This window comes from Variovorax sp. GW821-FHT09D07 (genome assembly GCF_059416345.1).
In genome coordinates this window covers 384,465-410,063 of record NZ_JBWKOY010000003.1, presented here as the reverse complement: position 1 = coordinate 410,063, position 25,599 = coordinate 384,465, and the positions used below count along the sequence as shown (strand labels likewise).

General features: G+C 70.5%; 26 protein-coding genes. 12 read left to right on the top strand and 14 right to left on the bottom strand.

The window, feature by feature from the left end:
- Positions 1–299: 299 nt before the first annotated feature.
- The 7 genes from AC07OX_RS13355 to AC07OX_RS13325 all read left to right on the top strand — a co-directional run bounded on the left by AC07OX_RS13355 (position 300) and on the right by AC07OX_RS13325 (position 6,743).
- Positions 300–1,442 (top strand): branched-chain amino acid ABC transporter substrate-binding protein, encoded by a 1,143-nt coding sequence (locus tag AC07OX_RS13355; protein ID WP_062482625.1) that lies wholly within the window; start codon positions 300–302, stop codon positions 1,440–1,442.
- A 15-nt stretch (positions 1,443–1,457) separates the two neighbouring features.
- On the top strand, positions 1,458–2,393 hold the full coding sequence (locus AC07OX_RS13350; RefSeq protein WP_495261316.1) for a 4-hydroxyproline epimerase: 936 nt from the start codon (positions 1,458–1,460) through the stop codon (positions 2,391–2,393).
- 11 nt (positions 2,394–2,404) lie between these two features.
- Positions 2,405–3,508 (top strand): NAD(P)/FAD-dependent oxidoreductase, encoded by a 1,104-nt coding sequence (locus AC07OX_RS13345; RefSeq protein ID WP_495261317.1) that lies wholly within the window; start codon positions 2,405–2,407, stop codon positions 3,506–3,508.
- Complete coding sequence (locus AC07OX_RS13340) at positions 3,505–3,753, top strand: (2Fe-2S)-binding protein (RefSeq protein ID WP_070063317.1); 249 nt, start codon at positions 3,505–3,507, stop codon at positions 3,751–3,753. Before AC07OX_RS13345 ends, AC07OX_RS13340 begins: the two co-directional genes overlap by 4 nt.
- A complete protein-coding gene (locus tag AC07OX_RS13335; RefSeq protein WP_495261318.1) occupies positions 3,750–5,024 on the top strand; it encodes an FAD-dependent oxidoreductase in 1,275 nt (424 codons plus the stop codon). Before AC07OX_RS13340 ends, AC07OX_RS13335 begins: the two co-directional genes overlap by 4 nt.
- Complete coding sequence (locus AC07OX_RS13330; RefSeq protein ID WP_390904045.1) at positions 5,021–5,737, top strand: GntR family transcriptional regulator; 717 nt, start codon at positions 5,021–5,023, stop codon at positions 5,735–5,737. The genes AC07OX_RS13335 and AC07OX_RS13330 overlap by 4 nt, the downstream gene beginning before the upstream one ends.
- A gap of 79 nt (positions 5,738–5,816) precedes the next feature.
- On the top strand, positions 5,817–6,743 hold the full coding sequence (locus AC07OX_RS13325; RefSeq protein ID WP_495261319.1) for a fatty acid desaturase family protein: 927 nt from the start codon (positions 5,817–5,819) through the stop codon (positions 6,741–6,743).
- Between the two features lie 4 nt (positions 6,744–6,747).
- Here AC07OX_RS13325 and AC07OX_RS13320 read toward each other — a convergent pair whose 3' ends face one another.
- A complete protein-coding gene (locus AC07OX_RS13320) occupies positions 6,748–7,638 on the bottom strand; it encodes an EamA family transporter (protein WP_492730166.1) in 891 nt (296 codons plus the stop codon).
- Between the two features lie 89 nt (positions 7,639–7,727).
- Here AC07OX_RS13320 and AC07OX_RS13315 point away from each other — a divergent pair, with 89 nt between their 5' ends.
- Positions 7,728–8,615 (top strand): LysR family transcriptional regulator, encoded by an 888-nt coding sequence (locus AC07OX_RS13315; protein ID WP_492738816.1) that lies wholly within the window; start codon positions 7,728–7,730, stop codon positions 8,613–8,615.
- A gap of 12 nt (positions 8,616–8,627) precedes the next feature.
- Here AC07OX_RS13315 and AC07OX_RS13310 read toward each other — a convergent pair whose 3' ends face one another.
- The 5 genes from AC07OX_RS13310 to AC07OX_RS13290 form a co-directional block, all read right to left on the bottom strand.
- A complete protein-coding gene (locus AC07OX_RS13310; RefSeq protein ID WP_390347727.1) occupies positions 8,628–8,951 on the bottom strand; it encodes a hypothetical protein in 324 nt (107 codons plus the stop codon).
- Between the two features lie 93 nt (positions 8,952–9,044).
- Positions 9,045–9,215, bottom strand: coding sequence for a hypothetical protein (locus AC07OX_RS13305; protein WP_167395080.1), 171 nt, complete (start codon positions 9,213–9,215; stop codon positions 9,045–9,047).
- Positions 9,216–9,309: 94 nt separating this feature from the next.
- Positions 9,310–10,752 carry an ATP-dependent RNA helicase DbpA gene (gene dbpA, locus AC07OX_RS13300; protein ID WP_139706904.1) on the bottom strand — a complete coding sequence of 481 codons (1,443 nt, stop codon included), beginning with the start codon at positions 10,750–10,752 and terminating at the stop codon, positions 9,310–9,312.
- A gap of 123 nt (positions 10,753–10,875) precedes the next feature.
- Positions 10,876–11,145, bottom strand: coding sequence for a translation initiation factor IF-1 (gene infA, locus AC07OX_RS13295; RefSeq protein WP_062482563.1), 270 nt, complete (start codon positions 11,143–11,145; stop codon positions 10,876–10,878).
- A gap of 553 nt (positions 11,146–11,698) precedes the next feature.
- Positions 11,699–12,949 carry an MFS transporter gene (locus tag AC07OX_RS13290; protein WP_495261320.1) on the bottom strand — a complete coding sequence of 417 codons (1,251 nt, stop codon included), beginning with the start codon at positions 12,947–12,949 and terminating at the stop codon, positions 11,699–11,701.
- Positions 12,950–13,036: 87 nt separating this feature from the next.
- Between AC07OX_RS13290 and pdxR the strand changes: the two genes are divergently transcribed.
- Complete coding sequence (gene pdxR / locus AC07OX_RS13285) at positions 13,037–14,503, top strand: MocR-like pyridoxine biosynthesis transcription factor PdxR (protein ID WP_495261321.1); 1,467 nt, start codon at positions 13,037–13,039, stop codon at positions 14,501–14,503.
- A 9-nt stretch (positions 14,504–14,512) separates the two neighbouring features.
- Here pdxR and AC07OX_RS13280 read toward each other — a convergent pair whose 3' ends face one another.
- Entirely contained in the window at positions 14,513–14,989 is a 477-nt protein-coding gene (locus AC07OX_RS13280; protein WP_159274176.1) for an Lrp/AsnC family transcriptional regulator, read from the bottom strand.
- 120 nt (positions 14,990–15,109) lie between these two features.
- On the opposite strand from AC07OX_RS13280, the gene AC07OX_RS13275 reads away from it, so the two are divergent.
- A complete protein-coding gene (locus AC07OX_RS13275) occupies positions 15,110–16,408 on the top strand; it encodes an aspartate aminotransferase family protein (RefSeq protein WP_492745255.1) in 1,299 nt (432 codons plus the stop codon).
- Here AC07OX_RS13275 and AC07OX_RS13270 read toward each other — a convergent pair.
- Positions 16,405–17,460: a sugar phosphate isomerase/epimerase family protein gene (locus AC07OX_RS13270; protein ID WP_495261322.1), complete on the bottom strand. Its 1,056-nt coding sequence runs from the start codon at positions 17,458–17,460 to the stop codon at positions 16,405–16,407. The genes AC07OX_RS13275 and AC07OX_RS13270 overlap by 4 nt on opposite strands.
- 105 nt (positions 17,461–17,565) lie before the next feature.
- On the opposite strand from AC07OX_RS13270, the gene AC07OX_RS13265 reads away from it, so the two are divergent.
- Positions 17,566–18,453 (top strand): gamma-glutamyl-gamma-aminobutyrate hydrolase family protein, encoded by an 888-nt coding sequence (locus AC07OX_RS13265; RefSeq protein ID WP_062480404.1) that lies wholly within the window; start codon positions 17,566–17,568, stop codon positions 18,451–18,453.
- A 166-nt stretch (positions 18,454–18,619) separates the two neighbouring features.
- Here AC07OX_RS13265 and AC07OX_RS13260 read toward each other — a convergent pair whose 3' ends face one another.
- The 3 genes from AC07OX_RS13260 to AC07OX_RS13250 are packed head-to-tail and all read right to left on the bottom strand — an operon-like array spanning position 18,620 to position 22,677.
- Positions 18,620–20,143: a class I adenylate-forming enzyme family protein gene (locus AC07OX_RS13260; protein WP_495261323.1), complete on the bottom strand. Its 1,524-nt coding sequence runs from the start codon at positions 20,141–20,143 to the stop codon at positions 18,620–18,622.
- A gap of 19 nt (positions 20,144–20,162) precedes the next feature.
- On the bottom strand, positions 20,163–21,803 hold the full coding sequence (locus AC07OX_RS13255; RefSeq protein WP_495261324.1) for an acyl-CoA dehydrogenase family protein: 1,641 nt from the start codon (positions 21,801–21,803) through the stop codon (positions 20,163–20,165).
- A 37-nt stretch (positions 21,804–21,840) separates the two neighbouring features.
- Positions 21,841–22,677: a thioesterase family protein gene (locus AC07OX_RS13250; protein WP_495261325.1), complete on the bottom strand. Its 837-nt coding sequence runs from the start codon at positions 22,675–22,677 to the stop codon at positions 21,841–21,843.
- Between the two features lie 72 nt (positions 22,678–22,749).
- Between AC07OX_RS13250 and AC07OX_RS13245 the strand changes: the two genes are divergently transcribed.
- Positions 22,750–23,382 (top strand): TetR/AcrR family transcriptional regulator, encoded by a 633-nt coding sequence (locus AC07OX_RS13245; protein WP_095948351.1) that lies wholly within the window; start codon positions 22,750–22,752, stop codon positions 23,380–23,382.
- A 9-nt stretch (positions 23,383–23,391) separates the two neighbouring features.
- Here the strand turns inward: AC07OX_RS13245 and AC07OX_RS13240 are convergent, their stop codons facing one another.
- From AC07OX_RS13240 to AC07OX_RS13230, 3 genes are all read right to left on the bottom strand, one after another.
- On the bottom strand, positions 23,392–23,571 hold the full coding sequence (locus tag AC07OX_RS13240; RefSeq protein WP_062480395.1) for a hypothetical protein: 180 nt from the start codon (positions 23,569–23,571) through the stop codon (positions 23,392–23,394).
- A gap of 95 nt (positions 23,572–23,666) precedes the next feature.
- A complete protein-coding gene (locus AC07OX_RS13235) occupies positions 23,667–24,548 on the bottom strand; it encodes an N-formylglutamate amidohydrolase (RefSeq protein ID WP_495261326.1) in 882 nt (293 codons plus the stop codon).
- Between the two features lie 12 nt (positions 24,549–24,560).
- On the bottom strand, positions 24,561–25,523 hold the full coding sequence (locus AC07OX_RS13230) for a tripartite tricarboxylate transporter substrate binding protein BugE (protein ID WP_495261327.1): 963 nt from the start codon (positions 25,521–25,523) through the stop codon (positions 24,561–24,563).
- Positions 25,524–25,599: the final 76 nt, after the last annotated feature.

Below are 25,599 nucleotides of genomic sequence, written 5' to 3'. Positions count from 1 at the left end.
TGTGGGTTCTCCGCTGATCAACCACCGCACTGACCCGATCACGTCGATGGGGTGCCTTGCGCAGCGAAATCAAGGGGGAGGCCGCAGGCCGGGGGACATTCGCGGAGCAAGGTGCCCCGTCGGCGGGATCGCGCCCCGAACGGCCCGTTCGTTCACAGATATCACAGAACCCCAGCGACCGAAAGAGCGCTTGCCCCACAGATATCTACAAGATATGTACTTAATATATTTAAACTGAGACAGGTCTCCATGCACGAGGGCCCTGTCGTTTTTCATTGTTCCCAACCCTAGGAAGAAGCATGAAGTCACAAGCAGGCATGGTTTCCTCACTCAGTCTCGCGGGCCTGGTCGCCCTGGCCGTGGCCAGCCCCGCGCAGGCCCAGGAGCAGGTGGTCAAGATCGGCCACAGCGGTCCGCTGTCGGGTCCCAACGCCTTTGCGGGCAAGGACAATGAAAACGGCATCCGCCTGGCCATCGAGGAGCTCAACGCGAAGAAGCTCAGCGTCGGCGGCAAGACGCTGAAGTTCGAGCTGGTCTCCGAAGACGACCAGTGCGACGCCAAGACCGGCGTCAGCGTGGCGCAGAAGTTCGTCGACGACGGCATCAAGTTCGTCATGGGCCCGTACTGCTCGGGCGTGGCCATTCCGGCCTCGCGCATCTACAGCGACGGCGGCACGCTGGTGTCCACCGTGGGCACCAACCCGAAGGTCACGCAGGGCGGCTACAAGAACCTGTACCGCATCATCGCCAGCGACAACCAGATCGGCGGCGCCATGGCCGTGTACGCGGCCAAGGAACTGAAGGTGAAGAAGGTCGGCGTGATCGACGACCGCACGGCCTTCGGCCAGGGCCTCGCCGAAGAGTTCACCAAGGAGGCCAAGAAGCAGGGCCTCACGATCGTGGGCCAGGAGTTCACCACCGACAAGGCCGTGGACTTCACCGCCATCCTGACCAATATGAAGGGCAAGGCGCCCGAGGCGATCTTCTTCGGCGGCTATGCGCCGCAGGCCGCGCCCATGGCGCGCCAGATGAAGCAGCTGGCCGTGCCCGGCAAGCTGCTGGGCGGCGACACCGTGTGCAGCCCGGCCACCGGCAAGATCGGCGGCGACGCGGTGAACGACCTGGTGTTCTGCGCGCAGGGCGGCTCCATGCTCGAGAAGGCGCAAAGCGGTCCGGCCTTCAAGGAGAAGTTCAAGAAGCGCTTCAATGTCGACCCCGACGCGTACGCCGCCTCGTACTACGACCAGGTTCTGTTCATCGGCGAGTCGATGAAGAAGGCCAATGCCATCGACCCCGACAAGGTCGGCGCCGAGCTCTACAAGGCCACCTACAAGGGCGTGGCCGCCACCTACGCGTACGACGACAAGGGCAACATGAAGCAGGCGCCCATCACCGTCTTCACGTTCAAGAACGCGGCCCCGGTGCCGATCGCCAGCTACTGAGTGAGCCCCACACCCATGCAACGCATCCAGGTCATCGACTCGCACACGGGCGGCGAGCCCACGCGCCTTGTGATCGGCGGCTTTCCCGATCTGGGGAAAGGCTCCATGGCCGAGCGCCGCACGCTGCTGGCCGATCAGCACGACAAGTGGCGCGCAGCCGCCGTGCTGGAACCGCGCGGCAGCGACGTCGTGGTCGGCGCGCTGCTGTGCGAGCCGGTGTCGCCCGATGCGGCGGCCGGCGTGGTCTTCTTCAACAACGCCGGCTACCTGGGCATGTGCGGCCACGGCACCATCGGGCTGGTCGCGAGCCTGGCGCACATGGGGCGCATCGGCGTGGGCGAGCACCGCATCGAGACGCCCGTGGGCACGGTCACGACCACGCTGCACGAAGACGGCTCGGTGAGCGTGCGCAACGTGCCCGCGTACCGGCACCTGCACCAGGTGGCGGTCGAGCTGCCGGGCCATGGCACCGTGCGCGGCGACGTGGCGTGGGGCGGCAACTGGTTCTTCCTCGTGAGTGACCACGGCCAGCGCGTGGCGAGCGACAACCTCGCGGCGCTGACCGACTACACGGCCGCCTTGCGCAAGGCGCTGGCGACGCAGGGCATCACGGGCGCGAACGGTGCGGAGATCGACCACATCGAACTCTTCGCGAACGATGACCAAGGCGCCGACAGCCGCAACTTCGTGCTGTGCCCCGGCAACGCCTACGACCGCTCGCCCTGCGGCACCGGCACCAGCGCCAAGATCGCCTGCCTCGCGGCAGACGGCAAGCTCGCGCCGGGCGCGGTGTGGCGGCAGGCCAGCGTGATCGGCAGCGTCTTCGAGGCGAGCTACGCGATGGACGGCGACCAGGTCATTCCCACGCTGCGCGGCCGCGCGCACATCAGCGCCGAGGCCACGCTGCTGATCGACGACAACGACCCCTTCGGCTGGGGCATCCGCCTCTGACACCGGGGCGCATGGACGCGGACGTCATCGTCATCGGCGCCGGCATCGTCGGCGCGGCGTGCGCCCATGCGCTGGCGCAGGCCGGGCGCCGCGTGTGCGTGCTCGATGCGCGCCTGGGTGGCGCCACCGGCGCGGGCATGGGCCACCTCGTGGTGATGGACGACAACGCGGCCGAGCTCGAACTCAGCCGCCACTCGGTCGCGCAATGGCGCGCCCTCGCGCCGCGCCTGGGCGTCGACTGCGCCTACAGCCCCTGCGGCACGCTCTGGATCGCGGCGAACGACGAAGAGATGGCCGAGGCCGAACGCAAGCAGCACCGGCTGGGCGCGCTCGGCATCGAGAGCCGGCTGCTGGGCGCGGTCGAACTCGCGCGCGCCGAGCCCGCGTTGCGCCCCGGCCTGTCGGGCGCGCTCGAAGTGCCGGGCGACGGCATCCTCTATGCGCCGAATGCGGCGCGCTGGCTGCTCGCGCAGCACGCGGCGTCGGTGCAGGTCGAACACGCGAAGGTCGAGGCCATCGAGGACGACGGCACGCTGCGCCTGGCCGACGGCAGCCGCCGCACGGCGCCGCAGGTCGTGCTCGCCAACGGCATCGAGGCGACGACGCTGTGCCCCGAACTGCCGATCCGCCCGAAGAAGGGCCACCTGCTCATCACCGACCGCTACCCGGGCACGGTGCGCCACCAGCTCGTCGAGCTCGGCTACGTGACCAGCGCGCACCACAGCGACGGCGACTCGGTCGCCTTCAACGTGCAGCCGCGGCCCACGGGGCAGCTGCTGGTGGGTTCGTCGCGCCAGTTCGACACGACCGACCTGGCCGTGGAGGCACCGATGCTCGCGCGCATGCTGCAGCGCACGCTCGACTACCTGCCGGGGCTCGCCGACCTGAATGCCGTGCGCGCGTGGACCGGCCTGCGCGCCGCCTCGCCCGACGGCCTGCCGCTGCTGGGCAGGCATCCGTGGCGCGAGAAGCTCTGGCTCGCGGTCGGCCACGAAGGGCTGGGCGTGACCACGGCGCCGGGCAGCGCGCATGTGCTCGCGGCGCTGATGACCGGCGCAGCGCCCGATTTCGACGCCGCGCCGTATGCGCCGCGCGGCCTGCGGGAGAGGGCATGAGCGCTCAGACTTTGCTGCACATCGACGGACAGCCCGTGCGCGTGAAAGCGGGCAGTTCGGTCGCCGCCGCCTTGCGCATCGCCGGCGGCATGGGCGCGGCGCGCACCTCCGTCACGGGCCAGCCGCGCGCGCCGTTCTGCGGCATGGGCGTGTGCCAGGAATGCCGCGTGCAGATCGACGGGCGCCGCCGCCTCGCCTGCCAGACCGTGTGCGCTGAAGGCATGCGCGTGGAGACGACGGCATGAGCGGCGTCATGCGCGAAGCTTGCGATGTGCTGGTCGTCGGCGCGGGCCCCGCGGGCATGGCCGCGGCCGTGGCGGCGGCGTCCAGCGGTGCATCGGTCGTGGTGATCGACGACAACCCCGTGCCCGGCGGACAGATCTGGCGCGACGGCCCCGGCGCGTCGCTGCCGCCGGCGGCACGCCAGTGGCGCGAGGCGCTCGCACGGCACGCGAACCTCCGCGTGTGCAGCGGCACGCGTGTGGTCGCTGCGCCTGCTGCGCATGAACTGCTGCTCGAAGACGCCGAGGGCGCCACACGCATGCAATGGACAAAGCTCATCCTGTGCACCGGCGCCCGCGAACTGCTGCTGCCCTTCCCCAGCTGGACGCTGCCCGGCGTGACGGGTGCGGGCGGGCTGCAGGCGCTGATCAAGGCCGGCCTGCCGGTCGAGGGCGAGCGCATCGTCATCGCCGGCAGCGGGCCCTTGCTGCTGGCTGCCGCCGCCACCGCCAAGGCGGCGGGTGCGCAGGTGCTGCGCATCGCCGAGCAGGCCTCGTTCGCCTCGGTCGCGGCCTTCGGTGCCAGCCTCGTGCGCTGGCCCGGCAAGGCCGTGCAGGCGCTCACGCTGGCCGATGGGCGCTACCGCACCGCGACGCGCGTGGTCTCCGCGCAGGGCACGGCGCAGGTCGAATCGGTGCGGCTGCGCCAAGGCAGCCGCGAGGTCGAGATGGCCTGCGACCGCATCGCCTGCGGCTTCGGCCTCACGCCCAACACGCAGCTCGGCCAGCTGCTCGGCTGCGCGCTCGCGGGGCCGGGGCTCGCGGTCGATGCGCTGCAGGCCACGAGCGTCGAGGGCATCTACGCGGCCGGCGAGTGCACCGGCTTCGGCGGCAGCGAGCGCGCGCTGGTGCAGGGCACCATCGCCGGCCTTGCCGCCGTCGGCGAGACCGCCCAGGCCCGCACTCACGACCGCGAACGCGCCCGCTGGGACGCCTTCGCCGCGCAGCTGCACCGCCGCTTCGCGCTGGCCGACGACCTCAAGGCCCTGCCCCGCCCCGACACGCTCGTGTGCCGCTGCGAGGACGTGCCCTTTGCCGCGCTCGCGGCCTGCACCGGCTGGACCGATGCCAAGCTGCACCGCCGCTGCGGCATGGGCGCTTGCCAGGGGCGCGTGTGCGGCGACGCAGCGCAGTTCCTGTTCGGCTGGACGCCGCCCGCGCCGCGCCCGCCGCTGGTGCCGGTCCGCATCGAGACACTGGCCGGGCTCGCAGCGCCCGGCGACGCCCGACAATGACGGCCCCGCCTCAGTACACGCACGAGCACACCCACATCCCCACCATGGCCGCCCCGAAGACCGCTCCCCGACCCCCGCCCAAGCGCCGCGCGGCCGACCTGGCCTACGACGCCATCGAGGCGCTGCTGTCCACCATGCAGCTGGAGCCCGGCAGCCAGATCGTCGAGGCAGAGCTGGCCGAGCGCACGGGCCTGGGCCGCACGCCGGTGCGCGAGGCGCTGATGCGCATGGTGTCGATCGGTCTCATCGTGCAGCAGCCGCGCCGCGGCCTGCTGGTGTCGACCATCGACCTGGCCGACCACCTGGACGTGATCCAGACCCGGCGCGTGCTCGAGCAGCTGATTGCGGCCTGCGCCGCGCGCCGCGCCACCGCGCCGCAGCGCCAGGCCATCGTGCGCTGCGCCGAGGCCATGGTCGAAGCCGCGGGCCGCGGCGACCTGAACGACTACATGCAGGCCGACCGCGCGCTCGACCTCGTCACGCACCAGGCGAGCCACAACGACTCGGCGGTGAAGGCGGTGGTGCCGCTGATCGTGCAGTGCCGGCGCTTCTGGTACGCCTACCAGCACGAGGGCGAGATCGTCGAGGGCGCCAACGCGCACCTCGAACTGGCGCAGGGCATCGCCACCGGCGACGAGGCCGCGGCCATCGCGGGCGCCGAGCGGCTCATGGACTACCTCGAAGTCTTCGCCCGAAAAATCATCGACAAGTAGGCCGAAGGGCCTCGCTCCCAGGCGCCCACACCGGGGAACTACGCGTGATCTGCCCGCGCCTTCGCCGCATACTGGCCCGATGGCCGCTGCACCCCGCGCTCGACCCGAAGACTTCTTCACCCCCGACGAGTGGCAATCGCTCACCACGCGTTCGTCCTGGCGGGGCCTGTGGCTGGTGGCGCACTGCTGGGGCGTGATCGGCGCCGCGATGCTCGTGGGCATCGTGTGGCCGTGGACGATCCCGCTCATGGTGCCGATCGTCGGCACGCGCCAGCTGGGTCTGTTCATCCTCATGCACGACGCCGCGCACGCGGGGCTGCACCGCAACCGCAAGGTCAACGACTGGGTGGGCTACTGGCTGTGCTCGCCCACGCTGCGCGACTACCGGCCGTATCACCTGCAACACCACCGCTTCGTGCAGCAGACCGAAGACCCCGACCTCGTGCTGTCGGCGCCTTTCCCGATCTCGCGCGACTCGATGTGGCGCAAGGTCGTGCGCGACCTCAGCGGCCAGACCTTCTACAAGCAGCGCTTCGGCCACATCGCTGACGGCATTCGTCAACGTGCACCGGGCGAATCGGCGCTGCGCGTGTTCGGGCGCGAACTCGCGAAGGACAGGCGTTTTCTCGTCGGCAACGGCCTGGGCCTGCTGGCCTTCACCGTGGCGGGCTATGGGTGGGCCTGGGTGGCGATGTGGCTGCTGCCGATGGCGACCTGGTTGCCGCTCGTGAGCCGCGTGCGCAACATCGCCGAGCATGCGCTGGTGGCGCAGAACGAGGCCGACCCGCTGCGCCAGGCGCGCACCACGCATGCCGGCTGGCTCGAACGCATCTTCGTGGCGCCCTACTGGGTCAACTACCACTGCGAGCACCACATGTTCACCAACCTGCCCTGCTGGGCGCTGCCGAAGGCGCACCGCCTGCTGCAGCGCCAGGGCGCGACCGCGCGCATGGAAGTGCAGCCCGGCTACCTGCAGCTGCTGCGCCAGGCAGCGCCAGTGGCGTAAGCCTTCAGCGGCTGGGTGCGGGCTGCACCGCCGCCACCGGCTGCGCACCGCGCTGCGCCTGCTGGCTCAGCCAGATGCTCGCGATCACGATGCCGATGCCCGCCATCTGCCAGCCCGAGAGGCTCTGGCCCAGCAAGGCCCAGCCCAGGATCACCGCCGTCACCGGGCTCAGGAAGGCCAGCGGCGCGATCGCCGAGGGCTCCAGCCGCGCCACGCCGCGGAACCACACGATGTAGGTGAGCGCGGCGCCGACCAGGCCGAGCCAGGCGAAGCCGACCCAGTTCATCGCCGTGAGCGCCGGCAGCGGCGGTTCCAGCCACAGCGCCACCGGCAACAGCAGCAGGCCGCCGGCCGTCAGCTGCCAGGCCGTGAAGGTCAGCGCCGACACCGGCGGCTGCCAGCGGCGGCTGAGCACCGTGCCGAAGGCCATCGACACGGCCGCCGCGAGCGCCGCGGCGATGCCCAGCGCGTCGAGCGTGGCATTCGGCGTGAGCACCAGCAGCGCCACCCCGCCCATGCCGATCACGGCCGCCGCCACCGACAGCGCGCGCACCGGCGCGCCCAGCAGCAGGCCGGCGAGGAACACCACGAACAGCGGCTGCACCGAGGTGATGGTGGCCGCCACGCCGCCCGGCAGCCGGTAGGCGGCCAGGAACAGCATCGCCCACAGCACCGAGAAGTTCAGCGCGCCCAGCAGCAGGATGCGCCCCCACCACGCCCGGGGCGGCAGCTGGCGCACGATCAGCATCAGCAGCAGGCCCGCCGGCAGCGCGCGCAACAGCGCCACCGTCAGCGGGTAGTTCGCCGGCAGCAGCTCGGTGGTCACGATGTAGGTGCTGCCCCAGACCGCGGGCGCGATCGCGGTGAGCAGGAGGTCGGTGGTGCGGGAGGTCATGGCTCGAATCTAGGCCGTTGACCTGTGGTTGTGAATGCTCGAATAATGAATTGATTCTTTACTGACAGTCGTCAATCGAGCGCCGGCCCATGGACCATCTCACCGCCCTCAAGGTCTTTCGCACCACCGCCGCGGCGGGCAGCTTCGCCGGCGCCGCGCGGCAGCTGGGGCTGTCGGCGGCGGCAGTCAGCAAGAACATCGCCGAGCTGGAGGCGCACCTGAAGGTGCGGCTGATCAACCGCACCACGCGCAGCATGAGCCTCACCGAGGCCGGCGCGGCCTACGTGGAACGGCTCGCGCGCATCCTCGACGACCTGGACGAGGCCGACGCCGCGCTGGCGCCCGTGGGCGCGAGCCCGGGCGGCGTGCTGCGCGTGAGCGCGCCGCTGACCTTCGCGCTGACCTGCATCTCGCCGCACATCCCCGCCTTCATGGCGCGCCACCCGAACCTGCGGCTGGAGCTGAACCTGCAGGACACCCGCATCGACCTGATCGGCGAGGGCTACGACCTCGCGATCCGCGGCAGCGACCGACTTGAAGATTCGAGCCTGGTCGCGCGCGAGCTGATGACCATGACCCACGTGCTGTGCGGTGCGCCCGGCTACTTCGCGGCCCACGGCCGGCCCGCCGCGCCCGAAGACCTGAAGGCCCACGAGTGCGTGCAGTTCACGCTGTCGGGCCACGCGAACAAATGGACCTTCCGCCGCGCCGGGCGCAGCGTGGCGGTGCCGATCGACGGGCGCTACAAGGTCAGCTCCAGCATCGCCGTGCGCGACGCCCTGCTCGCGGGCTTCGGCCTGAGCCTGGTGCCGCGCATCTATGTCGAACCGGAGCTGGCGGCGGGCCGGCTCGAAGCCGTGCTCGCCGACTGGGAGGCGGATCGCACGCCGGTGTACGCCGTGTACCCGTCGCGTCACCTGGCGGCGAAGACGCGCGCCTTCGTCGACTTCCTGCTGGAGCGGTTCGCGGCGCGTTGAGGCGCGCGAAGGTTAGTCGCCCGCCGGCTCGGCGATCTCGGGCGCTTCCCACCCCAGCAGCTCGGCCAGCCGATGCACGATCCAGCCGGCCTCGGGCACCGACACGCCCGATTCCGGCGTGGCCAGCCCCGCGTGGATGCGCCGCAGGATCTCGCTTTCGACCGGCACCTCGGTGTGGTGCTGGATCTGCGCATGGCCCACGAGGTGGCCGGCGAGGTCTTCGCAGATCTCGTAGCGCGCGCGCACCACGTCGATCGGTTCGCGCAGGCGCTGGCGCGCGTCGCTGTAGACCGCGAAGAACGAGGGCGGGATGTAGATCTGGTTGTCGTCGGACATGGCGGCGCGTGATGCAGGGCAGGCCCCAATGACAAAACGCGCCCGGGGGCGCGTTCGTCGTGGCTCCGAAGAAAAAGAGCCGCGGGGGCTGGATCAGCCGCCCTTGCTCGGGCGCTTGCCCGGGTTCTTCTTGCTGCGCGTGGCGGTGCCGCGCTCGAGGCTGATCTTCTGGCCGCCACCGTTGCGCGGCACGGTGTAGCCGGGCATGGGCGTCGGCTTCGGGCTGGCAAGACGGTCGGCTTCGGTACGGATTTTCTTGGGCATGGAAAGCTCGGATAAAAAAGATGTTCGACCCCCGATTAGGCCACATCGGCAGATTTCGTCTGCCAAGCGCCCAAACAGGAGCATGGGAGGGATGTCAGGTCGACTGCGGTGTCAGCAGGCGCACCTTGACGCTCTTGCCCTTCACGCGGCCGTTGCCGAGCTTGCGGGCGGCTTCTTCGGCAATGCCGCGGTCCACCGCGACATAGGTCGAGAACTCGTTGACGTTGATCTTGCCGACCTGGTCCTTGGTGTAGCCGCAGTCGCCGGTCAGCGCGCCCAGCACGTCGCCGGCGCGGATCTTTTCCTTGCGCCCGCCCACGATCTGCAGCGTGGCCATGGGCGGCGTGAGCGGTGCGCCCTTGGCGGGCGTGAGCTCGGTAAGCTGGTGCCATTCGGACTCGCGGCCCTGCAGCTGTTCGATCTTCCCGACGAAGCCCATCTCGTTCATGCTGGCCAGGTTCAGCGCCAGCCCTTCCGAGCCGCCCTGCTGGCCCACGCGGCCGGTGCGGCCCACGCGGTGGATGTGGATTTCGGAGTCGGGCGTCACGTCGACGTTGATCACGGCTTCGAGCTGGGCGATGTCCAGGCCGCGCGCCGCCACGTCGGTGGCCACCAGCACCGAGCAGCTGCGGTTGGCGAACTGCACCAGCACCTGGTCGCGCTCGCGCTGCTCCAGCTCGCCGAACAGCGCCATCGCGCTGAAGCCCTGCGCCTGCAGCACGTCGACGAGGTCGCGGCACTGCTGCTTGGTGTTGCAGAAGGCCAGCGTGCTCACGGGACGGAAATGGTCCAGCAGCAGGCTCACGGCGTGCAGCCGCTCGCTGTCCTTCACCTGGTACCAGCGCTGGCGGATCTTGCTGCCTTCATGCTGGGCCTGCACCGTGATCTGCTCGGGGTTCTTCATGAACTGCTGCGCGAGCTTGGCGATGCCTTCGGGGTAGGTGGCCGAGAACAGCAGCGTCTGGCGTTCCTTGGGGCACTGGCGCGCCACCTTCACGATGTCGTCGAAGAAGCCCATGTCGAGCATGCGGTCGGCCTCGTCGAGCACCAGCGTGTTGAGCGCCGAGAGGTCGAGGTTCTCGCGCTCCAGGTGGTCCATGATGCGGCCCGGCGTGCCCACCACGATGTGCGCGCCGTGCTCCAGGCTGGCGATCTGCCCGCGCAGCGCGACGCCGCCGCACAGCGTGACGACCTTGATGTTTTCTTCGGCGCGCGCCAGGCGGCGGATCTCGGTCGTGACCTGGTCGGCCAGCTCGCGCGTGGGGCACAGCACCATCGCCTGGATGGCGAAGCGGCGCGGGTTCAGGTTGGACAGCAGCGCCAGCGCGAAAGCGGCGGTCTTGCCGCTGCCGGTCTTGGCCTGGGCGATCAGGTCCTTGCCCAGCAGGGCGGGCGGCAGCGCGGCGGCCTGGATGGCCGTCATCTGCGTGTAGCCGAGCTGGGTGAGGTTGGCCAGCATCTGGGGCGACAGCGCCAGCGTGGCAAAGCCGTGGGGTTCGGCCTGGAGGCCGCCGGCTGGGGAGGTGGTGGAGTTCATCGTTCGGCAGCCGGAGACAGACAGACAGGAAAACGCAAAGGGGAAAAAGTGACGGCCCGGAAAAGACAAAGGCCTTGCAGGGCCCCTCCGGGAGGGCGCTCTGCAAGGCCGGCCGGGCGTCGCTCAGCGGCGGGGCGTGTTGTTGCCCGAGTTGGTCGGCGGGGGGCCGCGGCGTTCCAGGTGACGGAACGTGATGCGGCCCTTGGTCAGGTCGTAGGGCGACAGCTCGAGCGAGACCTTGTCGCCGGCCAGGATGCGGATGTGGTGCTTGCGCATCTTGCCGCCGCTGTAGGCGATCAGCTGGTGGCCGTTGTCGAGCGTGACGCGGTAGCGCGAGTCGGGCAGGACTTCGGTCACTGCGCCGTTCATTTCGATCAGTTCTTCCTTGGGCATGTGTGATTACCTCTGAATCGTTCGATGTGTGTTGGAGATGAAGATGGGCGTGTTGGTTTCAGTCGGCCGGCGGGTCAGCCGGCGTCCAGGAATCTGTCGTTGCGGTGCGGGAAGCAGAAACCTGCCCACCGCGATGCTGTTGCGAAAGTGTCCATGAAGCCTGGGGCGCTGCGTGCCGGTGCGGGGCGCGCAATGCCGAAAAATTAGTGAGAACGGACGCGCCGCACGCGCGATTCGCTTCAACAGGAACGAAGGCAGTGGTGGCATTCATGGGCGCCCGGTCTGGCGCTCCAACACACTGTGAAAGCCGGCGTGGCCCGAGGGCTGGAAACGAGAAGCCTGATGAATCCTGGAACCCGGATTCGGATGGCAACGCAGATCGGCCGGCGGGGGTGACGAAATTCTTCGTCGTGGTATCGAAACGAACCCGACATTATAGCTTGCAGGGCATGACAGTTGCTTGTCTTAAAAACAACGTCCGCATGAAAAAGGCCCCGAAGGGCCATCCATCCTATCAATGTAGCTATTGAAAATATAGCAACCCGCCGCAGGATCAGGCGCAAGCCGGTGCCGATGACGCCACAGGCGCGGCCGACCGGGCCCGCCGCGCCGCGCGCCACAGCAGCACCAGCCCCGCCAGCTGGGCGGCGGCGCCCACCCAGCCCACCGCGCTCACGCCGAACCACGCGATCGTCGCGCCGCCCAGCCCCGAGCCCGCCGCGATGCCCAGGTAGACCGCCGAGGCGTTGAGCGACAGCGTCATCGGTGCGCGCTCGGGTGCCAGCCGGATCAGTCGCACCGCCTGCGCCGGGCCGTAGCCCCAGCCGGCGAAGCCCCACAGCGCCGACAGGCCCACGATCAGCGGCAGCGCCAGCCCGCGCGGCAGCATCTGCGCGGCGAACGAGAGCCCGCCCATGATCACCACCAACGCCAGCGCGAAACCGCGCGCCATGCGGTCGGCGCCGAAACGGTCGGTGGCCCAGCCGCCGGTCGCGGTGCCCAGCGCGGCGGCCAAGCCGATCGCGAAGAACACCGCGCCCACACCCTCGGCCCCGAAGCCCAGCGTGTGCCCGAGGAACAGCGCGATGTAGGTGTAGAAGCTGAAGCCGCCCGTGGCCCACAGCACGGTGGCCAGCAGCGCCGGCGCCACGTCGGGTTCGCGCGCCACGGCGAAGGCCGAGGTGCGCGGGGCCGCGTCGGCCTTCGCCTGCGCCAGCGTGCGCGGCAGCCCCACGCACAGGCCCCAGGTGGCCAGCGCCGCCACCGCGGCGATCAGCAGGTAGGCCGTGCGCCAGCCGCCCCAGCCCGCGATCCAGGCGCCCAGCGGCACGCCGAGCGCCACCGCCACGGTGCCGCCGCCGGTCACGATGGCCAGCGCCCGGCCGCGCAGCGCGGGCGACACCATCGCCGCCGCCACCGCGCTGGCCGTCGGCAGGAACACGCCCGCCACCAGCCCGAGTGCGACGCGCGCCAGGGCCAGCTGCGCGATGCCGTGCGCCATCGAGGCCGCCGCCGTCAGGCCCGCGAACGTCGCCAGGCTGGCGATGAGCAGCGGGCGGCGCCCGAAGCGCGCGAGCAGCGCGGCCATCAGCGGCGAGCCGATCGCATAGCTCAGCGCGAACAGCAGCACCAGCTGGCCGGCCTGCGCGGCGCTGACCTGCAGGTCGGCCGCCAGCACCGGCAGCAGGCCGGCGACCATGAAGCTTTCGGTGCCGATGGCGAAGGCGCCCAGCGCGAGCCAGGCCAGGCCCAGGGGCAGGCGTTCGGCGGGCGGTTGCGGTGAGGTTTCAGGAGCGGTGTGCATGGTGAAGGACTCCATGGGTGGGTGTTCCAAGGCCTCCAGAATAGGATTGCAGGCGGCTCTTCAAAAGAACCACAATCGGCAAAGATCATGGAGCCACTTTTCGAGCTTGCCCTGCGCCTGCCGGTCGCCGGTTCGCGCGACCTGCTGCGCGCGCTGCACCGCCAGCTGCGCGACGCCATCCTCGATGGCCGGCTGCAGCCCGGCGCGCGCCTGCCCGCCACGCGCGCGCTGGCGCAGCGGCTGGGTGTGTCGCGCAACACCATGCTGGCGGCCTACGACCTGCTGCTGAGCGAGGGCTACCTGCTGGCGCGCCCGGGCTCCGGCACCTACGTGGCCGACACGCTGCCCGCATTGCGGCGCGGCCGGGCCGCGCCCAAGGAGGCGGGCGCCGCGCCCCGGCGCGATCCGCGGCTGGTGCCGCTGAACGTGCCCGGCGCCGACCTCGCCCCCACGCTGCAGCCGCGGGCCGCGCGCGACGACTTCCGCGTCGGCCTGCCCGACGTCGGCGCCTTTCCGTTCGACATCTGGCGCCGCCTGTCCGACCGCGCACTGCGCCGCGTGGCGCGCCAGACCGCCGACTACGCCGACCCCCAGGGCCAGGGCGCCCTGCGCGAGGCGATCGCGGCGCACGTGTCGTTCACGCGCGCGGTCGGCTGCACGGCCGACGACATCGTGGTCACGGCCGGCGCGCAGCAGGCCTTCGGGTTGCTCGCGCGCATCCTGGTGGTGCCGGGGCGCACGGTGGTGGCGGTCGAGCAGTTGTTCTATCCCTCGCTGCGCGAGGCGATGCTGGCGGCCGGCGCGAAGGTGGTCACGGTGCCGACCGACAACGAAGGCCTGTGCGTGGACCGCATCCCGCCCGAGGCGCGCGTGGTCTGCGTGACGCCCTCGCACCAGTTCCCCACCGGCGTGGCGATGTCGCCGCCGCGCCGCGCCGCCCTGCTGGCCTTTGCGCGGGCGCGCAACGCCGTGCTCATCGAGGACGACTACGACAGCGAATTCCGCTTTGCCGGCCGCCCGCTCGACGCGCTGCAGACGCTCGACCGCGCCGGCTCGGTGTTCTACGTCGGCACCTTTTCCAAGAGCCTGTTCCCCGCGCTGCGCCTGGGCTTCGTGGTGGCACCGCCCTGGGCCCGCGCGGCGCTGGTGCGGGCGCGCGAGCTGGCCGACTGGCACGGCCCGGTGCTCGGGCAGGAGGCGCTCGCGGCCTTCATTGCCGAAGGGCACCTGGCGCGCCACATCCGCCGCATGCGCAAGCTGTACGGCGCACGGCGCAGCGCTTTGCTCGACGCGCTGGCGCGCCACGGCGCGGGCCGGCTGGAGGCGATTCCGTCCGATGCCGGCCTGCACCTGTCGGCCTGGCTGCACGGCGGCGCGCGCGACCATGTGGTGGTCGAACGTGCCGCGGCGGCCGGCATCACCTTGCCGCCGCTGTCGCGCTTCGCGCTCGATCCGCAGGCGCCCGACGCGCCCAACGGGCTGGCCTTCGGCTACGGCCTGATCGCCGAATCGCAGATCGACGGCGCCATCCGGCGGCTGGTGCGCCTGCTGTAGCGCGTGGGATCAGGCGCTGTCCAGCGGCAGCCGGGTCGTGAACTTGGTGGTCGACAGCACGATGTCGCTCGAGTAGTTCTCCAGTTCCAGCGCGTCGCCCAGCTGCTCCTGCGCGAAGGCCTGGTAGTCGGGCAGCGAGCGCGCGCAGATCACCAGCACGAAGTCGGTCTCGCCGGCCACGCAGTGGCATTGCAGCACCTGCGGCAGCGCATGCACCTTGCGCTCGAAGGCCCCGATCGCCTCGCGCGTGGTGCTGCGCAGCGACACGCGCGAGATCACCAGCACCGGAAAGCCCACGCGCGCGGCGTCGAGGATCGCCACTTCTTCGCGGATCACGCCCGCGCGCCGCAGCCGCTGCACGCGCTTGAGGCAGGCCGAGGGCGAGAGGTTCACGCGCTCGGCCAGCGTCTGGTTCTGCAGGCCCGCGTCGGCCTGCAGTTCGGCCAGGATGCACTGGTCGATGCGATCGAGGGTGCCGGTTTTCATGGTGCCGCCAGTGTGGCGCAAGGTGCGCGCAATCGGCTTCGTTTTCGGGCCCGCACAACGACACCGGATTTCTCGGCCGATGGCTACGCTGGGGCTCCCCCGACGAACAAGGAGCATCCGATGGCCGAAGGCGCAACCTACGACCCCGTGGTCAGCAAGCACCTCGTGCGCTACGGCATGGGGCTGAGCCCGCATGTCATCGTCAAGGCGCGCGGCGCCACGCTGTGGGATGCGCAGGGGCGCGAGATCCTCGACTTCACCTCGGGCCAGATGTGCGCCACCATCGGCCACAACCACCCGCGCATCGTCGCGGCCATCGAGAAGGCCTGCGAGGGCGCGCTGCACCTGTACAGCGGCTTCGTCGGGCCGGCCGTGCCGGCGCTGGCCGGGCGGCTGGCGGCGATGCTGCCGCCGTCGCTGTCGAAGTCGCTGTTCCTGTCCACCGGCGGCGAGGCCAACGAGGCCGCCGCACGCATGGCCCGCGTGACCACCGGCCGCTACGAGATTGTGGGCCTGAACGGCGGCTGGCACGGCGTGAACGGCGGCATGGCCGCGCTCACCTTCGCCGGCCGGCACCACGTCGACTACGGGCCGCGCAAGCCCGGCACCATGTCGATCCCCGCGCCGAACTGCTACCGCTGCCCCATCCGCCATTGCCGCGATGCCTGCGACACCACCTGCCTCGATGTCGGCTTCGACATGGTCGATGCGCAGTCCAGCGGCTCGCTCGCGGCCTTCATCGCCGAGCCGGTGCTGAGCTCGGGCGGCGTGATCGTGCCGCCCGCCGGCTACTTCCCGAAGCTGCAGGCCAAGTGCCGCGAGCGCGGCATGCTGCTGATCCTGGACGAAGCGCAGACCGCCTTCGGCCGCCTGGGCAGCAACTTCGCGTTCGAGCAGGCGGGCGTGGTGCCCGACTTCCTTACCGTGTCGAAGACGCTGGGCGGCGGCCTGGCGATCGGCGCGACGGTCACCAGCGAAGCGATCGAACAGGACTGCCACGAGAAGGGCTTCGTGCACGTCACCTCGCACGTGTCCGACCCGCTGCCGGCCGAGGTCGGCCTGGCGGTGCTCGACGTGCTCGAGGAAGAAGGGCTCAACCAGCGCGCCGCCGCCATGGGCGAGCGGCTGAGCCGGGGCTTGGCCACGCTGAAGGCGCGGCACGAGGTGATCGGCGACGTGCGCGGCCACGGCCTGCTGCAGGGCGTGGAACTGGTGAAGGACCGCGAAACCCGCGAACCCGACGCCGAGCGCGGCCGGGCCATCACCGACGCCTGCATGGCGCGCGGCCTGAGCATGAACATCGTGGCCGTCGGCGGCATGGCGGCCGTGTGGCGCATCGCGCCGCCGCTGAATGTGAAGCCGGAAGAAATCGACCGCGGCCTGGAAATACTCGACGACGCGATCCGCTCGACGAGTTAGCCGATTCCCAACATCCGTCGGTTCGCCGCCACGTCCGCCCCGCCCGCCGCGAAGTCGTCGAAGGCGCGGTCGGCCACGCGGATGATGTGGTCGCGGATGAAGGTGGCGCCTTCGCGCGCGCCGTCTTCCGGGTGCTTGATGCAGCACTCCCATTCGAGCACCGCCCAGCCCGGGAAGTCGTACTGCGCCATCTTCGAGAAGATGGCCTTGAAGTCGACCTGCCCGTCGCCCAGCGAACGGAAGCGCCCCGCGCGGTTGATCCAGCTCTGGAAGCCGCCGTACACGCCCTGCTTGCCGGTTGGGTTGAACTCGGCGTCCTTCACGTGGAAGAGCTTGATGCGCTCGTGGTAGTGGTCGATGTAGGCCAGGTAATCGAGCTGCTGCAGCACGAAGTGGCTCGGGTCATACAGCAGGCAGGCGCGCGGGTGGTTGTTCACGCGCTCCAGAAACATCTCGTAGCTCACGCCGTCGTGCAGGTCTTCGCCGGGGTGGATCTCGTAGCCCACGTCGACGCCCACGGCGTCGAAGGCATCGAGGATCGGGCGCCAGCGGCGCGCCAGTTCGTCGAAGGCTTCCTCGATGAGGCCGGCCGGACGCGGCGGCCACGAATACAGGTACGGCCAGGCCAGCGCGCCCGAGAAGGTCGCGTGCGCCGTGAGCCCGAGGTTCGCCGAGGCCTTGGCCGCGTGGTGCAGCTGCTGCACCGCCCACTGCTGGCGCGCGACGGGGTTGCCGCGCACCTCGGGCGCCGCAAAGCCGTCGAAGCCCGCGTCGTAGGCCGGGTGCACCGCGACCAGCTGGCCCTGCAGGTGGGTCGAGAGCTCGGTGATCTCCAGGCCGTGGCCGGCCAACGTGCCCTTGATCTCGTCGCAGTAGGTCTTGCTTTCGGCGGCGCGCTTCAGGTCGATGAGGCGCGTGTCCCAGCTGGGGATCTGCACGCCCTGGTAGCCGAGGCCCGCGGCCCAGCCGGCGATGGCGTCGAGCGAGTGGAACGGGGCCGTGTCGCCCGCGAACTGGGCCAGGAAAATGCCCGGCCCCTTGATCGTCTTCATGCGTGTCTCCTGATGCGCCGCACAGCATACTTCGGGGGTTCGGCTGACACACGACCGAAGTTCGATGGGCGCACAATGAACTTTGTCCACAGGGAACCCATCGACATGTCTCAGCCTGTCGCCGCCCGGCTCAAGATCGGCTTGTCCGCCTGCTTCTCGCACGCCGACCCGGCCCGCTCGCTTTTCACGAACAAGACGCTGCAGTACGTCGAACAATCGATCGCCCACTGGCTCATGTCGGCCGGCGCGATGGTGGTGATGGTGCCCTGCCCCACGGGCGAGACGGCGCGCGGCGACACCAAGCTGTCGCACTACGCCGAGTGGCTCGACGGCGTGGTGATGCACGGCGGCGCCGACGTCTGGCCCGGCAGCTACGGCGAGGAACCCCTGAAAGACGCCTGGATCGGCGACCAGATCCGCGACCTGTACGACCTTGCGCTGGTCGAGGCCTTCGAGCAGGCCGGCAAGCCGATCTTCGGCGTGTGCCGGGGCCTGCAGCTGATCAACGTGGCCTTCGGCGGCACGCTCTACCAGGACATCGAGGAACAGCACGGCCACCCCGAGACGGTGCGCCACCGCGACCCGGTGACCTACGACCAGAACTTCCACCAGATCGAGATCGTCGAAGGCACGCGCCTGGCGAAGCTGTACCCCGAGGTGCGCACGGCGCGCGTCAACAGCATCCACCACCAGGGCATCAAGGGGCTCGCGCCCGGCTTCGAGATCGAGGCCTGGAGCCTGCCCGACCGCGTGCCCGAGGCGATCCGTCGTCGGCCAGAGAAGGGGCGCGGCTACATCGCGGCGACCCAGTGGCACCCCGAGTTCCACAAGTACGGCAGCACCGAGACGGTGGACGACACGCCGATCCTGCACGACTTTTTATGGGCTTGCGCCACCGCCCGCGTGGCGCCGCGCACGAGCATGCGCGAGATGCAGGGGCGCATTCGCAACCGAGCGGCGCGGTTGCTGCGGCAGGCGTTGTTGCGGCGCTGACGGTGCTGCTGTTCGGGGCGCGTGCGCAGGCCACCGGGTACTTCCCTCCGCGAATGTCCCCCGGCCTTCGGCCTCCTCCTTGATTTCGCTGCGGGAAGCACCCAGTGTCCTGCGCACGGGGTGCAGCGCTGGTGTGCGGCCGATCCACGACCGCACTGTCCAACGCTCAGCCCGCGTCGCGCAGCAGGTGCTTCAGCAGCTTGCCCGTCGCCGTGCGCGGCAGGCTCTCGCGCACTTCGAAGATGCGCGGAATCTTGTAGCGCGCCAGCCGGTCCTCGAGAAAACGCACCAGCTCGCGCGCCTCGAGCGCGCGCCCGCCGCGCGCCACCAGCACCGCCGTCACGGTCTCGCCCCACTCGGGGTGCGGGCGGCCGATGACGGCCACGTCCTGCACGTCGGGGTGGGCGCCCAGCGCGTCTTCCACTTCTTTCGAATAGACGTTCTCGCCGCCCGTGATGATCATGTCGTGCAGCCGGTCGACGATGAACAGGAAGCCGTCCTCGTCCACCCGCGCGAGGTCGCCCGTGCGGTACCAGCCTTGCGCGTCGAAGGCCTCGACGCTCGCCTGCGGGTTGTCGAGGTAGCCCTGCATCACGGCCGGCGAACGCAGGTGGATCTCGCCGACCTCGCCCGCGCCGCAGCGCCGGCCGTCGGGGTGGCGCACCTCGATGGCCACGCCGGGCACGCCCGCGCGGCCGATCGAGCCGGCCTTGGCGATCGCGTCTTCCGGATAGAGCACGGTGCCCAGCGGGCCCGACTCGGTCATGCCGTAGACCTGCACGAAGCGGTCGCTGCGGTAGCTGTGGGCCAGCTTGCGCGCCATGTCGGCACCGAGCGGGCCGCCGCCGTAGGCCCACAGCCGCATCGCGCTGAAGTCGTAGCGCTGCACGTCGGGCACCACCGACAGCGGCGCCAGGAAGGCGATGGGCGCGCCGAAGGTGAAGGTGATGCGCTCGTCGGCCAGCGTGTCGAGAAAGGCCTGGGGCGCGTACTCGCGCAGCAGCACCACGGTGCCGCCCATGAGCAGCGTGCCCAGCAGCCAGTTGTTGAGCGGCGACGAATGCCACACCGGCATCGCGACCAGCGTGCGCTCGTTGCGCGACAGCGACATGCCCGCCGCCGTGCACACCGCCGCCATGAACACGTTGCGATGGCTGTGCAGGCAGCCCTTGGGCTTGCCCGTGGTGCCCGAGGTGTAGAGCACCTGGGCCAGCGTGTCGGTGCCGGGCGCCGGGGCGCTTGTGTCGTCACCGCCCAGCGGTGCGGCCTGCGCCGCCAGGTCGTCGAACATCGGCAGGCCGTCGGCGGCGCTGTCGGTCGCGAGCCAGTCGCAGCGGTGTGCGATGCGCGTGGCGACCTGCGTGGCGAGCGTGCCGTCGGCCACGCACAGGCGCACGCCGGCGTGCGCCAGCACGTAGTCGATCTCCGGCGCCTGCAGCTTGTGGTTGACCGGCACCACCGCCGCGCCGAGGCGCCAGGCGCCGAACATCGCGGCGACGAAACCGACCGTGTTGAAGCTCAGCAGCGCGACCTTGTCGCCAGGGCCCACGCCCTGGTCGCGCAGCACGGTGGCGGCGCGGCGCGAGAGGTCGGCGAAGTCGGCATAAGTCCAGGCGCGGCCTGCGGCGCGCAGGCATTCGTGGGTGGGCTGGGTGCGGGCGTGCTGGTCGAGCAGGGAAACGAAATCCATCCGGGTTGTCTCCGCGTGCTCAGTGCCAGGCGGCGCGCACCAGCGCGCCGGGGTCGCTGGTGCCGGCGCTGATGCCGGTCACGGGGCCCCAGTCGGGATCGAAGCGGCTGGACACGAACGCGGCCGCCGCGAGCGGGCTCGCGTGCTGCAGCATCAGGCCGGCCTGCGCCGCGCGCACCAGCCGCTGCGTGAAGCGGCGCGCCTGGCGTTCCAGGTCCTGCGGCGCCAGCTGCACCATCTGGCGCAGGGCCTGCACCTCGGTCTGCAGGCGCACTTCGCCGGCGGTCACGTCCTGCAGGTGGTCGAGCACGAGGTGCGCGTCGTCGGGGTTGCGCGACACGGCGCGCAGCACATCGAGGCACATCACGTTGCCCGAGCCTTCCCAGATCGAGTTGACGGGCGCCTCGCGGAACAGGCGGCCCATCGGGCCGTCTTCCACATAGCCGTTGCCGCCGAACACCTCCATCGCCTCGCCCGTGAGCGCCACCGCGCGCTTGCAGTTCCAGAACTTGGCGGCGGGCGTGAGCAGCCGGCGCCAGGCCGTGTCCAGCGGGGCGGGCGAGCCGAAGCGCGAGGCCAGCTCCATCGCCAGCAGCGTGGCGCTTTCGGTTTCCAGCGCCATGTCGCCCAGCAGCTCGGTCATCACCGGCTGGTCGACCAGCGCCTTGCCGAAGGCGAAGCGGTTGCGCGTGTAGTGCAGCGCCTGCGCGAAGCCCTGGCGCATGAAGCCGGCGCTGGCGAGCGCGCAGTCCAGGCGCGTCACGGTGGCCATCTCGATGATGGTCGGGATGCCGCGGCCCTCGTCGCCCACGAGCACGCCCCAGGCCTCCTTGAACTCGACCTCGCTGCTGGAGTTGGAGCGGTTGCCGACCTTGTCCTTCAGGCGCTGGATGTGGATCGCGTTCTTGCTGCCGTCGGGCCGCCAGCGCGGCACGAAGAAGCACGAGGAGCCGTGCTCGTCGGTCTTGGCCAGCACCAGGTGGCCGTCGCACATCGGCGCCGAGAAGAACCACTTGTGGCCGGTGATGAGGAACTCTTCGCCCCACGGTCCGCTGCCGGCCGGCACGGCGCGCGTGGTGTTGGTGCGCACGTCGCTGCCGCCCTGCTTCTCGGTCATGCCCATGCCGACGGTCATCGAGGTCTTGCCCTCGAGCGGGATGTCGCGTGGGTCGTGCACGTGGGCGGCGAGCTTGTCGCGCAGGTCGGCGTACAGCGCGGCGTTGCGGCGCATCACGGGGATGCAGGCCTTGGTCATGGTGGTCGGGCAGGTGGAGCCCGACTCGATCTGGCTGTGCATGTACAGCGAGGCGCCGTAGCCCACCCAGGCCGAGGGCCGCTCGTCGAAGAACGGCAGGTTGGCGATGCCGTTGCGCCGCGCGATCGACATCATGGTGTGCCACGCGGGATGGAACTGCACGCTGTCGATGCGCGTGCCGGTGCGCGAGTGGGTGTGCAGTTCGGGCTCGTGGCGGTTGGCGTCCTCGGCGGCGCGCAGCGTGGCCTCGGCGCCGTACTCGGCGCCCTGGCGCACCAGTTCGTCGTCGCGCCAGGCCGCGCCGCCGCGCCCCACCGCGCCGCGCAGGGCGGGGTCGCTGGTGTAGACGTTGTAGTCCTTGAGCTCGGGGACCTGGTTGTCGGGGTGGATGCCGGGAATGGTCATGGCGTTGTCTCCGTGAATCGGTGAAAGAGGGGCGTGTTCAGGTGGCGGCGGCGCGCTCGCGCACCACCAGCGTCTGGGTCGCGAGGCCGATGAGGCCGCGCGTGTCGTACAGGTGGGACACGGTGAGGCCCGCGCCGCCGGCGTGCATCTCGGTGCTGGCGCGCAGGCCGATCCACTCGCCCGCGGGCACGCGGAACAGGTTCAGGCTCAGGTCGGCGTTCGAGAACAGGAAGTCGGCGGGCGACAGCACCCAGCTCAGTCCGTTGCCGAAGTCGGCCGCCGCCGCCGCGCGCATGGCGGGTGAGGTGGCCACGCCGCGCACCAGCGGCACCGCCAGCCGGAACCACGCGGCGCCCGCGCCGGGCCGGGCGATGTCGCCCTGCGCCAGGCGCGACTCGACGGCGGTCTGGTGGAACGAGAGGCCGTCGGGCAGGCCGGGAATGCGCAGGCGCTCGGTGCAGTCCTCGGGCAGCGGGCGCAGTTCGCGCGGCGCGTCGCCCGTGGGCAGGTTCGCCGGCAAGGTCAGCGGCGAGGTCTTCAGCAGCAGCGCGTGCGCGCGGGCCACCACCGTGTCGCCCGCGAGCAGGTCGATGCCCACGCGCACCGTGGCGCGCGAGGCCTGCGACTGCGTGCGCGTGGTCAGCGGCGCCACCGGCACCGGCCTCACCAGTTCGAGCGTGAGCCGCGCCAGCTGCCAGCCGGGGCCGGGCGCCGCGCGTTCGGCGATGTGCGCGAGCAGCGCGGCGGGCGCGCCGCCATGCTGCGCGCGCGGGTCCCAGGGGCCGCGCGAGAGCGCGTCGGGCAGCCACGCATCGCCCTCGCCGGTGTAGACGGCGGGGGGCGTTGTCTCGGGGGCGCGGTCGGGCGAGGTCATTGCAGAATGCCTTTCGATGGGATCAAAAATTCTAGGAACAACCCGCCCGCGAGGTGTTCGGGTTCGGCGGCCATGACCGGCGCCCGCGCACCCGCCGCCGCCCCGAGGAGGAAGCCGCGCCAGTCCCGCGCGCGCCACACCTCGCAGGCGCTGCAGGAAGCCTTTGTTCGGCTTTTGGTCGAGAAGGGCTACGCCGCCATCACGATCCGCGAGATCGTGGCCGTGGCGGGCACGGGCCTGGGCAGCTTCTACGAGTACTTCGAAAACAAGGAGGACCTGGCGCGCGTGTGCCTGCACCTGCGCTCCAAGGCGCTGCTGCTGGACATGCGCGCGGTCGTGGCCACGAACGAAGGCCGACCGTGGCGCGAGATCGTCGACGCGGTGATCGATGCGCAGCTCGACGCGCACCGCACGCAGCCCGTGGCCTGGGGCGCGCACTACCTGCTGGAGCGCCACCTCTCCAGCCCCGAGGCCTACCGCAAGATGTACGACCGCTTCGTGGCCGAATGGGTGGGCGTGCTGGACGCGGCGGGCGACGTGAAGGCCGACGCCCCGCAGAAGAAGGAAGCGGCACGCGTGTGCCAGACCATCATCTACGGCCTGGTCGCGCACACCCACATCGGCACGGGCGGGCGGCCCGACCTGCAGACGCTGTCACGCCAGTTGCGCGATGCGCTGCGGGGCTACCTGGCGACGGTGGCCTGAGGCTCTCGCTCAGCGCGACGACTTGTTCGTCGTGCCGCTGACGCCGGCGTCGATGGTGCCGAACACCGTCACGCCGCTGCCCGATGAAGACGTGGAGGAGGACGAAGACGGCGACGGCGCGGTGCCGGCGCAGCCCGAGACCAGCAGACCGGTCGCAAGGACGGCGAGGGCGGCAAGGATCGACTTCACGGCAGGACTCCAGAAAACTAAGGACGTCCCACTATAGGCCGGGGGCTCCGGCCACCCTGTAACAAAGACACCAGCCGCCGCAGGGGCGGCGGTGTTCAGCCTGCCACGCGCGGGTCGGTCGCCAGCAGCATCTCGACCATCGATCGCAGGTCGGCCTGCAGCCGCGTCGCGCCGGCCTCGTCGAGCGCCAGCGTGGCCTCGTCCATGTAGAGCTTGCGGTTGATCTCGACCTGGATGCTGTGCCGGTTCGCCGCCGGGTTGCCGTGTCGGCGCACCAGCTCCACGCCCTTGTACGGGTGGTTGTAGTCCACGCTGTAGCCGCATGCGCGCAGGTGTTCGCACAACTTGTGCGACAGCGCCGGGTCGGCCGTGCTGCCGTCGCGGTCGCCGATCACGAAGTCCGCGTGCACCAGCCCCGGGAAGTCGGTGGCGTGGCTGCCCGCGATGGCCGGCATCGAGTGGCAGTTGATGTGGATGCTGTAGCCGTGCCGCGCATGCGCGTCGTCGATGGCCTGCGCCACCGCCGCGTGGTACGGGCGCCAGCACTGGTCGATGCGCTGGCGCACCTCGGCCACCGTGAGCGGCCGGTCGTAGATCGGCAGGCCCTCGTCGGTGAGCTTCCAGATCAGGCCCTTGCCCAGGCGCACTTTCGACAGCACGCGCGGGTCGGTCGACACCGGCTCGGTCCACGGGCCGTCGAGCATGGTGGTGTCGACCTCGGTCATGTCGCGGTTGGCGTCGAGGTAGCTGCGCGGAAAGTGCGCCTCGATCCAGGCGGCGCCCATGTCGCTCGCGAAGGCGTAGAGCTTCTCGACGTGGGTGTCCTCGGCCCGGCGCAGCGTGGCGAGCTCGCACACGGGCCGGAAGTCCTCGGGGTAGACGGTGCCGCTGTGCGGAGAGTCCAGCACCAGCGGGGTGTGCCCGGCGACGCTGGTCACCTGGGCGCGGGTTTGAATCAGTTTCAGGACTGGATGCATAGGCGGTGTCGGTCAGTCCAATCGGATGCGCGCGAAGGCGGCCACCTTCTTCATCTTCTCGATCTCGCTCGCGATCTGCTTCGTGAACTCGGCCGGCGTGGTGCCCGAGGCGTACAGCCCCTGCAGCGACAGGCGCTCGCGCACCGCGGGGTCCTTCAGCGCCGTGGCCACGGCCTGCTGCATGCGCAGCACCAGCTCGGGCGGCGTGCCGGCGGGCGCGATCATGCCGAACCACGAGGGGTCGTTGCTGGCCGCGTAGCCCAGCTCGCCATACGTCGGCACCTCGGGCAGCACGTCGAGGCGGCCGCTCCAGGACACGGCCAGCGCCTTCAGCTTGCCGGCCTTCACGTGCGGCAGCGACGAGGCCACCTGGTCGAAGTACACCGGTACCTGGCCTGCGAGCACGTCGTTGATGGCCGGGCCCGCACCGCGGTAGGGGATGTGCACCATCGAGGTTCCGGTGCTGCTCTTGAACAGCTCGCCCCACATGTGGCCGATGGTGCCGTTGCCCGGCGAGGCGTACGACACCTTGCCCGGGTTGGCCTTCAGGTACTTCACGAGTTCCGCGAAGCTGCCGACCGGCAGCACAGCCGGGTTGATGACGATCACGCCCGGAGCCTTCACCAGCTCGGTCACGGCGGCGAAGCCCTTGATCGGGTCGTAGGGCAGCTTCTGGTACACGGCCGGGTTCACGCCGTGCGTGGACAGCGTGGCCACGCCGAAGCTCAGGCCGTCGGGTGCGGCGCGTGCCAGCTCGGCCATGCCGATCGAGCCGCCCGCGCCGGCGCGGTTGTCGATCACCACGGGCTGCTGGAGGATCTTGGCCAGGGGCTCGGAGAGCACGCGGGCCGTGATGTCGGTGGCGCCGCCGGGCGGGAAGGGCACGACCAGGCGGATCGGCTTGCCTTGGGCAAAGGATATTCCTGGGGCGAAAGAAACGGCAGCCAGGGTGGAGAGGAAATGACGACGTTGCATGAGGGTTCTTCCAATGGAACGATGAGTGAATGTGCAAAGCTGCAGCTCACCTGAAGCAAAGGATATACCCGATATC

Bases quoted from the DNA above. Each gene is read 5' to 3' on its own strand.
- AC07OX_RS13315 (WP_492738816.1), top strand. From the start codon at position 7,728: ATGGACCATCTCACCGCCCTCAAGGTCTTTCGCACCACCGCCGCGGCG.
- AC07OX_RS13345 (WP_495261317.1), top strand. From the start codon at position 2,405: ATGGACGCGGACGTCATCGTCATCGGCGCCGGCATCGTCGGCGCGGCG.
- AC07OX_RS13340 (WP_070063317.1), top strand. From the start codon at position 3,505: ATGAGCGCTCAGACTTTGCTGCACATCGACGGACAGCCCGTGCGCGTG.
- AC07OX_RS13350 (WP_495261316.1), top strand. From the start codon at position 1,458: ATGCAACGCATCCAGGTCATCGACTCGCACACGGGCGGCGAGCCCACG.
- AC07OX_RS13255 (WP_495261324.1), bottom strand. From the start codon at position 21,803: ATGACCATTCCCGGCATCCACCCCGACAACCAGGTCCCCGAGCTCAAG.
- AC07OX_RS13310 (WP_390347727.1), bottom strand. From the start codon at position 8,951: ATGTCCGACGACAACCAGATCTACATCCCGCCCTCGTTCTTCGCGGTC.
- AC07OX_RS13275 (WP_492745255.1), top strand. From the start codon at position 15,110: ATGGCCGAAGGCGCAACCTACGACCCCGTGGTCAGCAAGCACCTCGTG.
- AC07OX_RS13245 (WP_095948351.1), top strand. From the start codon at position 22,750: ATGACCGGCGCCCGCGCACCCGCCGCCGCCCCGAGGAGGAAGCCGCGC.
- AC07OX_RS13355 (WP_062482625.1), top strand. From the start codon at position 300: ATGAAGTCACAAGCAGGCATGGTTTCCTCACTCAGTCTCGCGGGCCTG.
- AC07OX_RS13230 (WP_495261327.1), bottom strand. From the start codon at position 25,523: ATGCAACGTCGTCATTTCCTCTCCACCCTGGCTGCCGTTTCTTTCGCC.
- AC07OX_RS13325 (WP_495261319.1), top strand. From the start codon at position 5,817: ATGGCCGCTGCACCCCGCGCTCGACCCGAAGACTTCTTCACCCCCGAC.
- AC07OX_RS13270 (WP_495261322.1), bottom strand. From the start codon at position 17,460: ATGAAGACGATCAAGGGGCCGGGCATTTTCCTGGCCCAGTTCGCGGGC.
- AC07OX_RS13320 (WP_492730166.1), bottom strand. From the start codon at position 7,638: ATGACCTCCCGCACCACCGACCTCCTGCTCACCGCGATCGCGCCCGCG.
- AC07OX_RS13335 (WP_495261318.1), top strand. From the start codon at position 3,750: ATGAGCGGCGTCATGCGCGAAGCTTGCGATGTGCTGGTCGTCGGCGCG.
- AC07OX_RS13260 (WP_495261323.1), bottom strand. From the start codon at position 20,143: ATGGATTTCGTTTCCCTGCTCGACCAGCACGCCCGCACCCAGCCCACC.
- AC07OX_RS13290 (WP_495261320.1), bottom strand. From the start codon at position 12,949: ATGCACACCGCTCCTGAAACCTCACCGCAACCGCCCGCCGAACGCCTG.
- AC07OX_RS13250 (WP_495261325.1), bottom strand. From the start codon at position 22,677: ATGACCTCGCCCGACCGCGCCCCCGAGACAACGCCCCCCGCCGTCTAC.
- pdxR (WP_495261321.1), top strand. From the start codon at position 13,037: ATGGAGCCACTTTTCGAGCTTGCCCTGCGCCTGCCGGTCGCCGGTTCG.
- AC07OX_RS13280 (WP_159274176.1), bottom strand. From the start codon at position 14,989: ATGAAAACCGGCACCCTCGATCGCATCGACCAGTGCATCCTGGCCGAA.
- AC07OX_RS13235 (WP_495261326.1), bottom strand. From the start codon at position 24,548: ATGCATCCAGTCCTGAAACTGATTCAAACCCGCGCCCAGGTGACCAGC.
- dbpA (WP_139706904.1), bottom strand. From the start codon at position 10,752: ATGAACTCCACCACCTCCCCAGCCGGCGGCCTCCAGGCCGAACCCCAC.
- AC07OX_RS13330 (WP_390904045.1), top strand. From the start codon at position 5,021: ATGACGGCCCCGCCTCAGTACACGCACGAGCACACCCACATCCCCACC.
- infA (WP_062482563.1), bottom strand. From the start codon at position 11,145: ATGCCCAAGGAAGAACTGATCGAAATGAACGGCGCAGTGACCGAAGTC.
- AC07OX_RS13265 (WP_062480404.1), top strand. From the start codon at position 17,566: ATGTCTCAGCCTGTCGCCGCCCGGCTCAAGATCGGCTTGTCCGCCTGC.
- AC07OX_RS13305 (WP_167395080.1), bottom strand. From the start codon at position 9,215: ATGCCCAAGAAAATCCGTACCGAAGCCGACCGTCTTGCCAGCCCGAAG.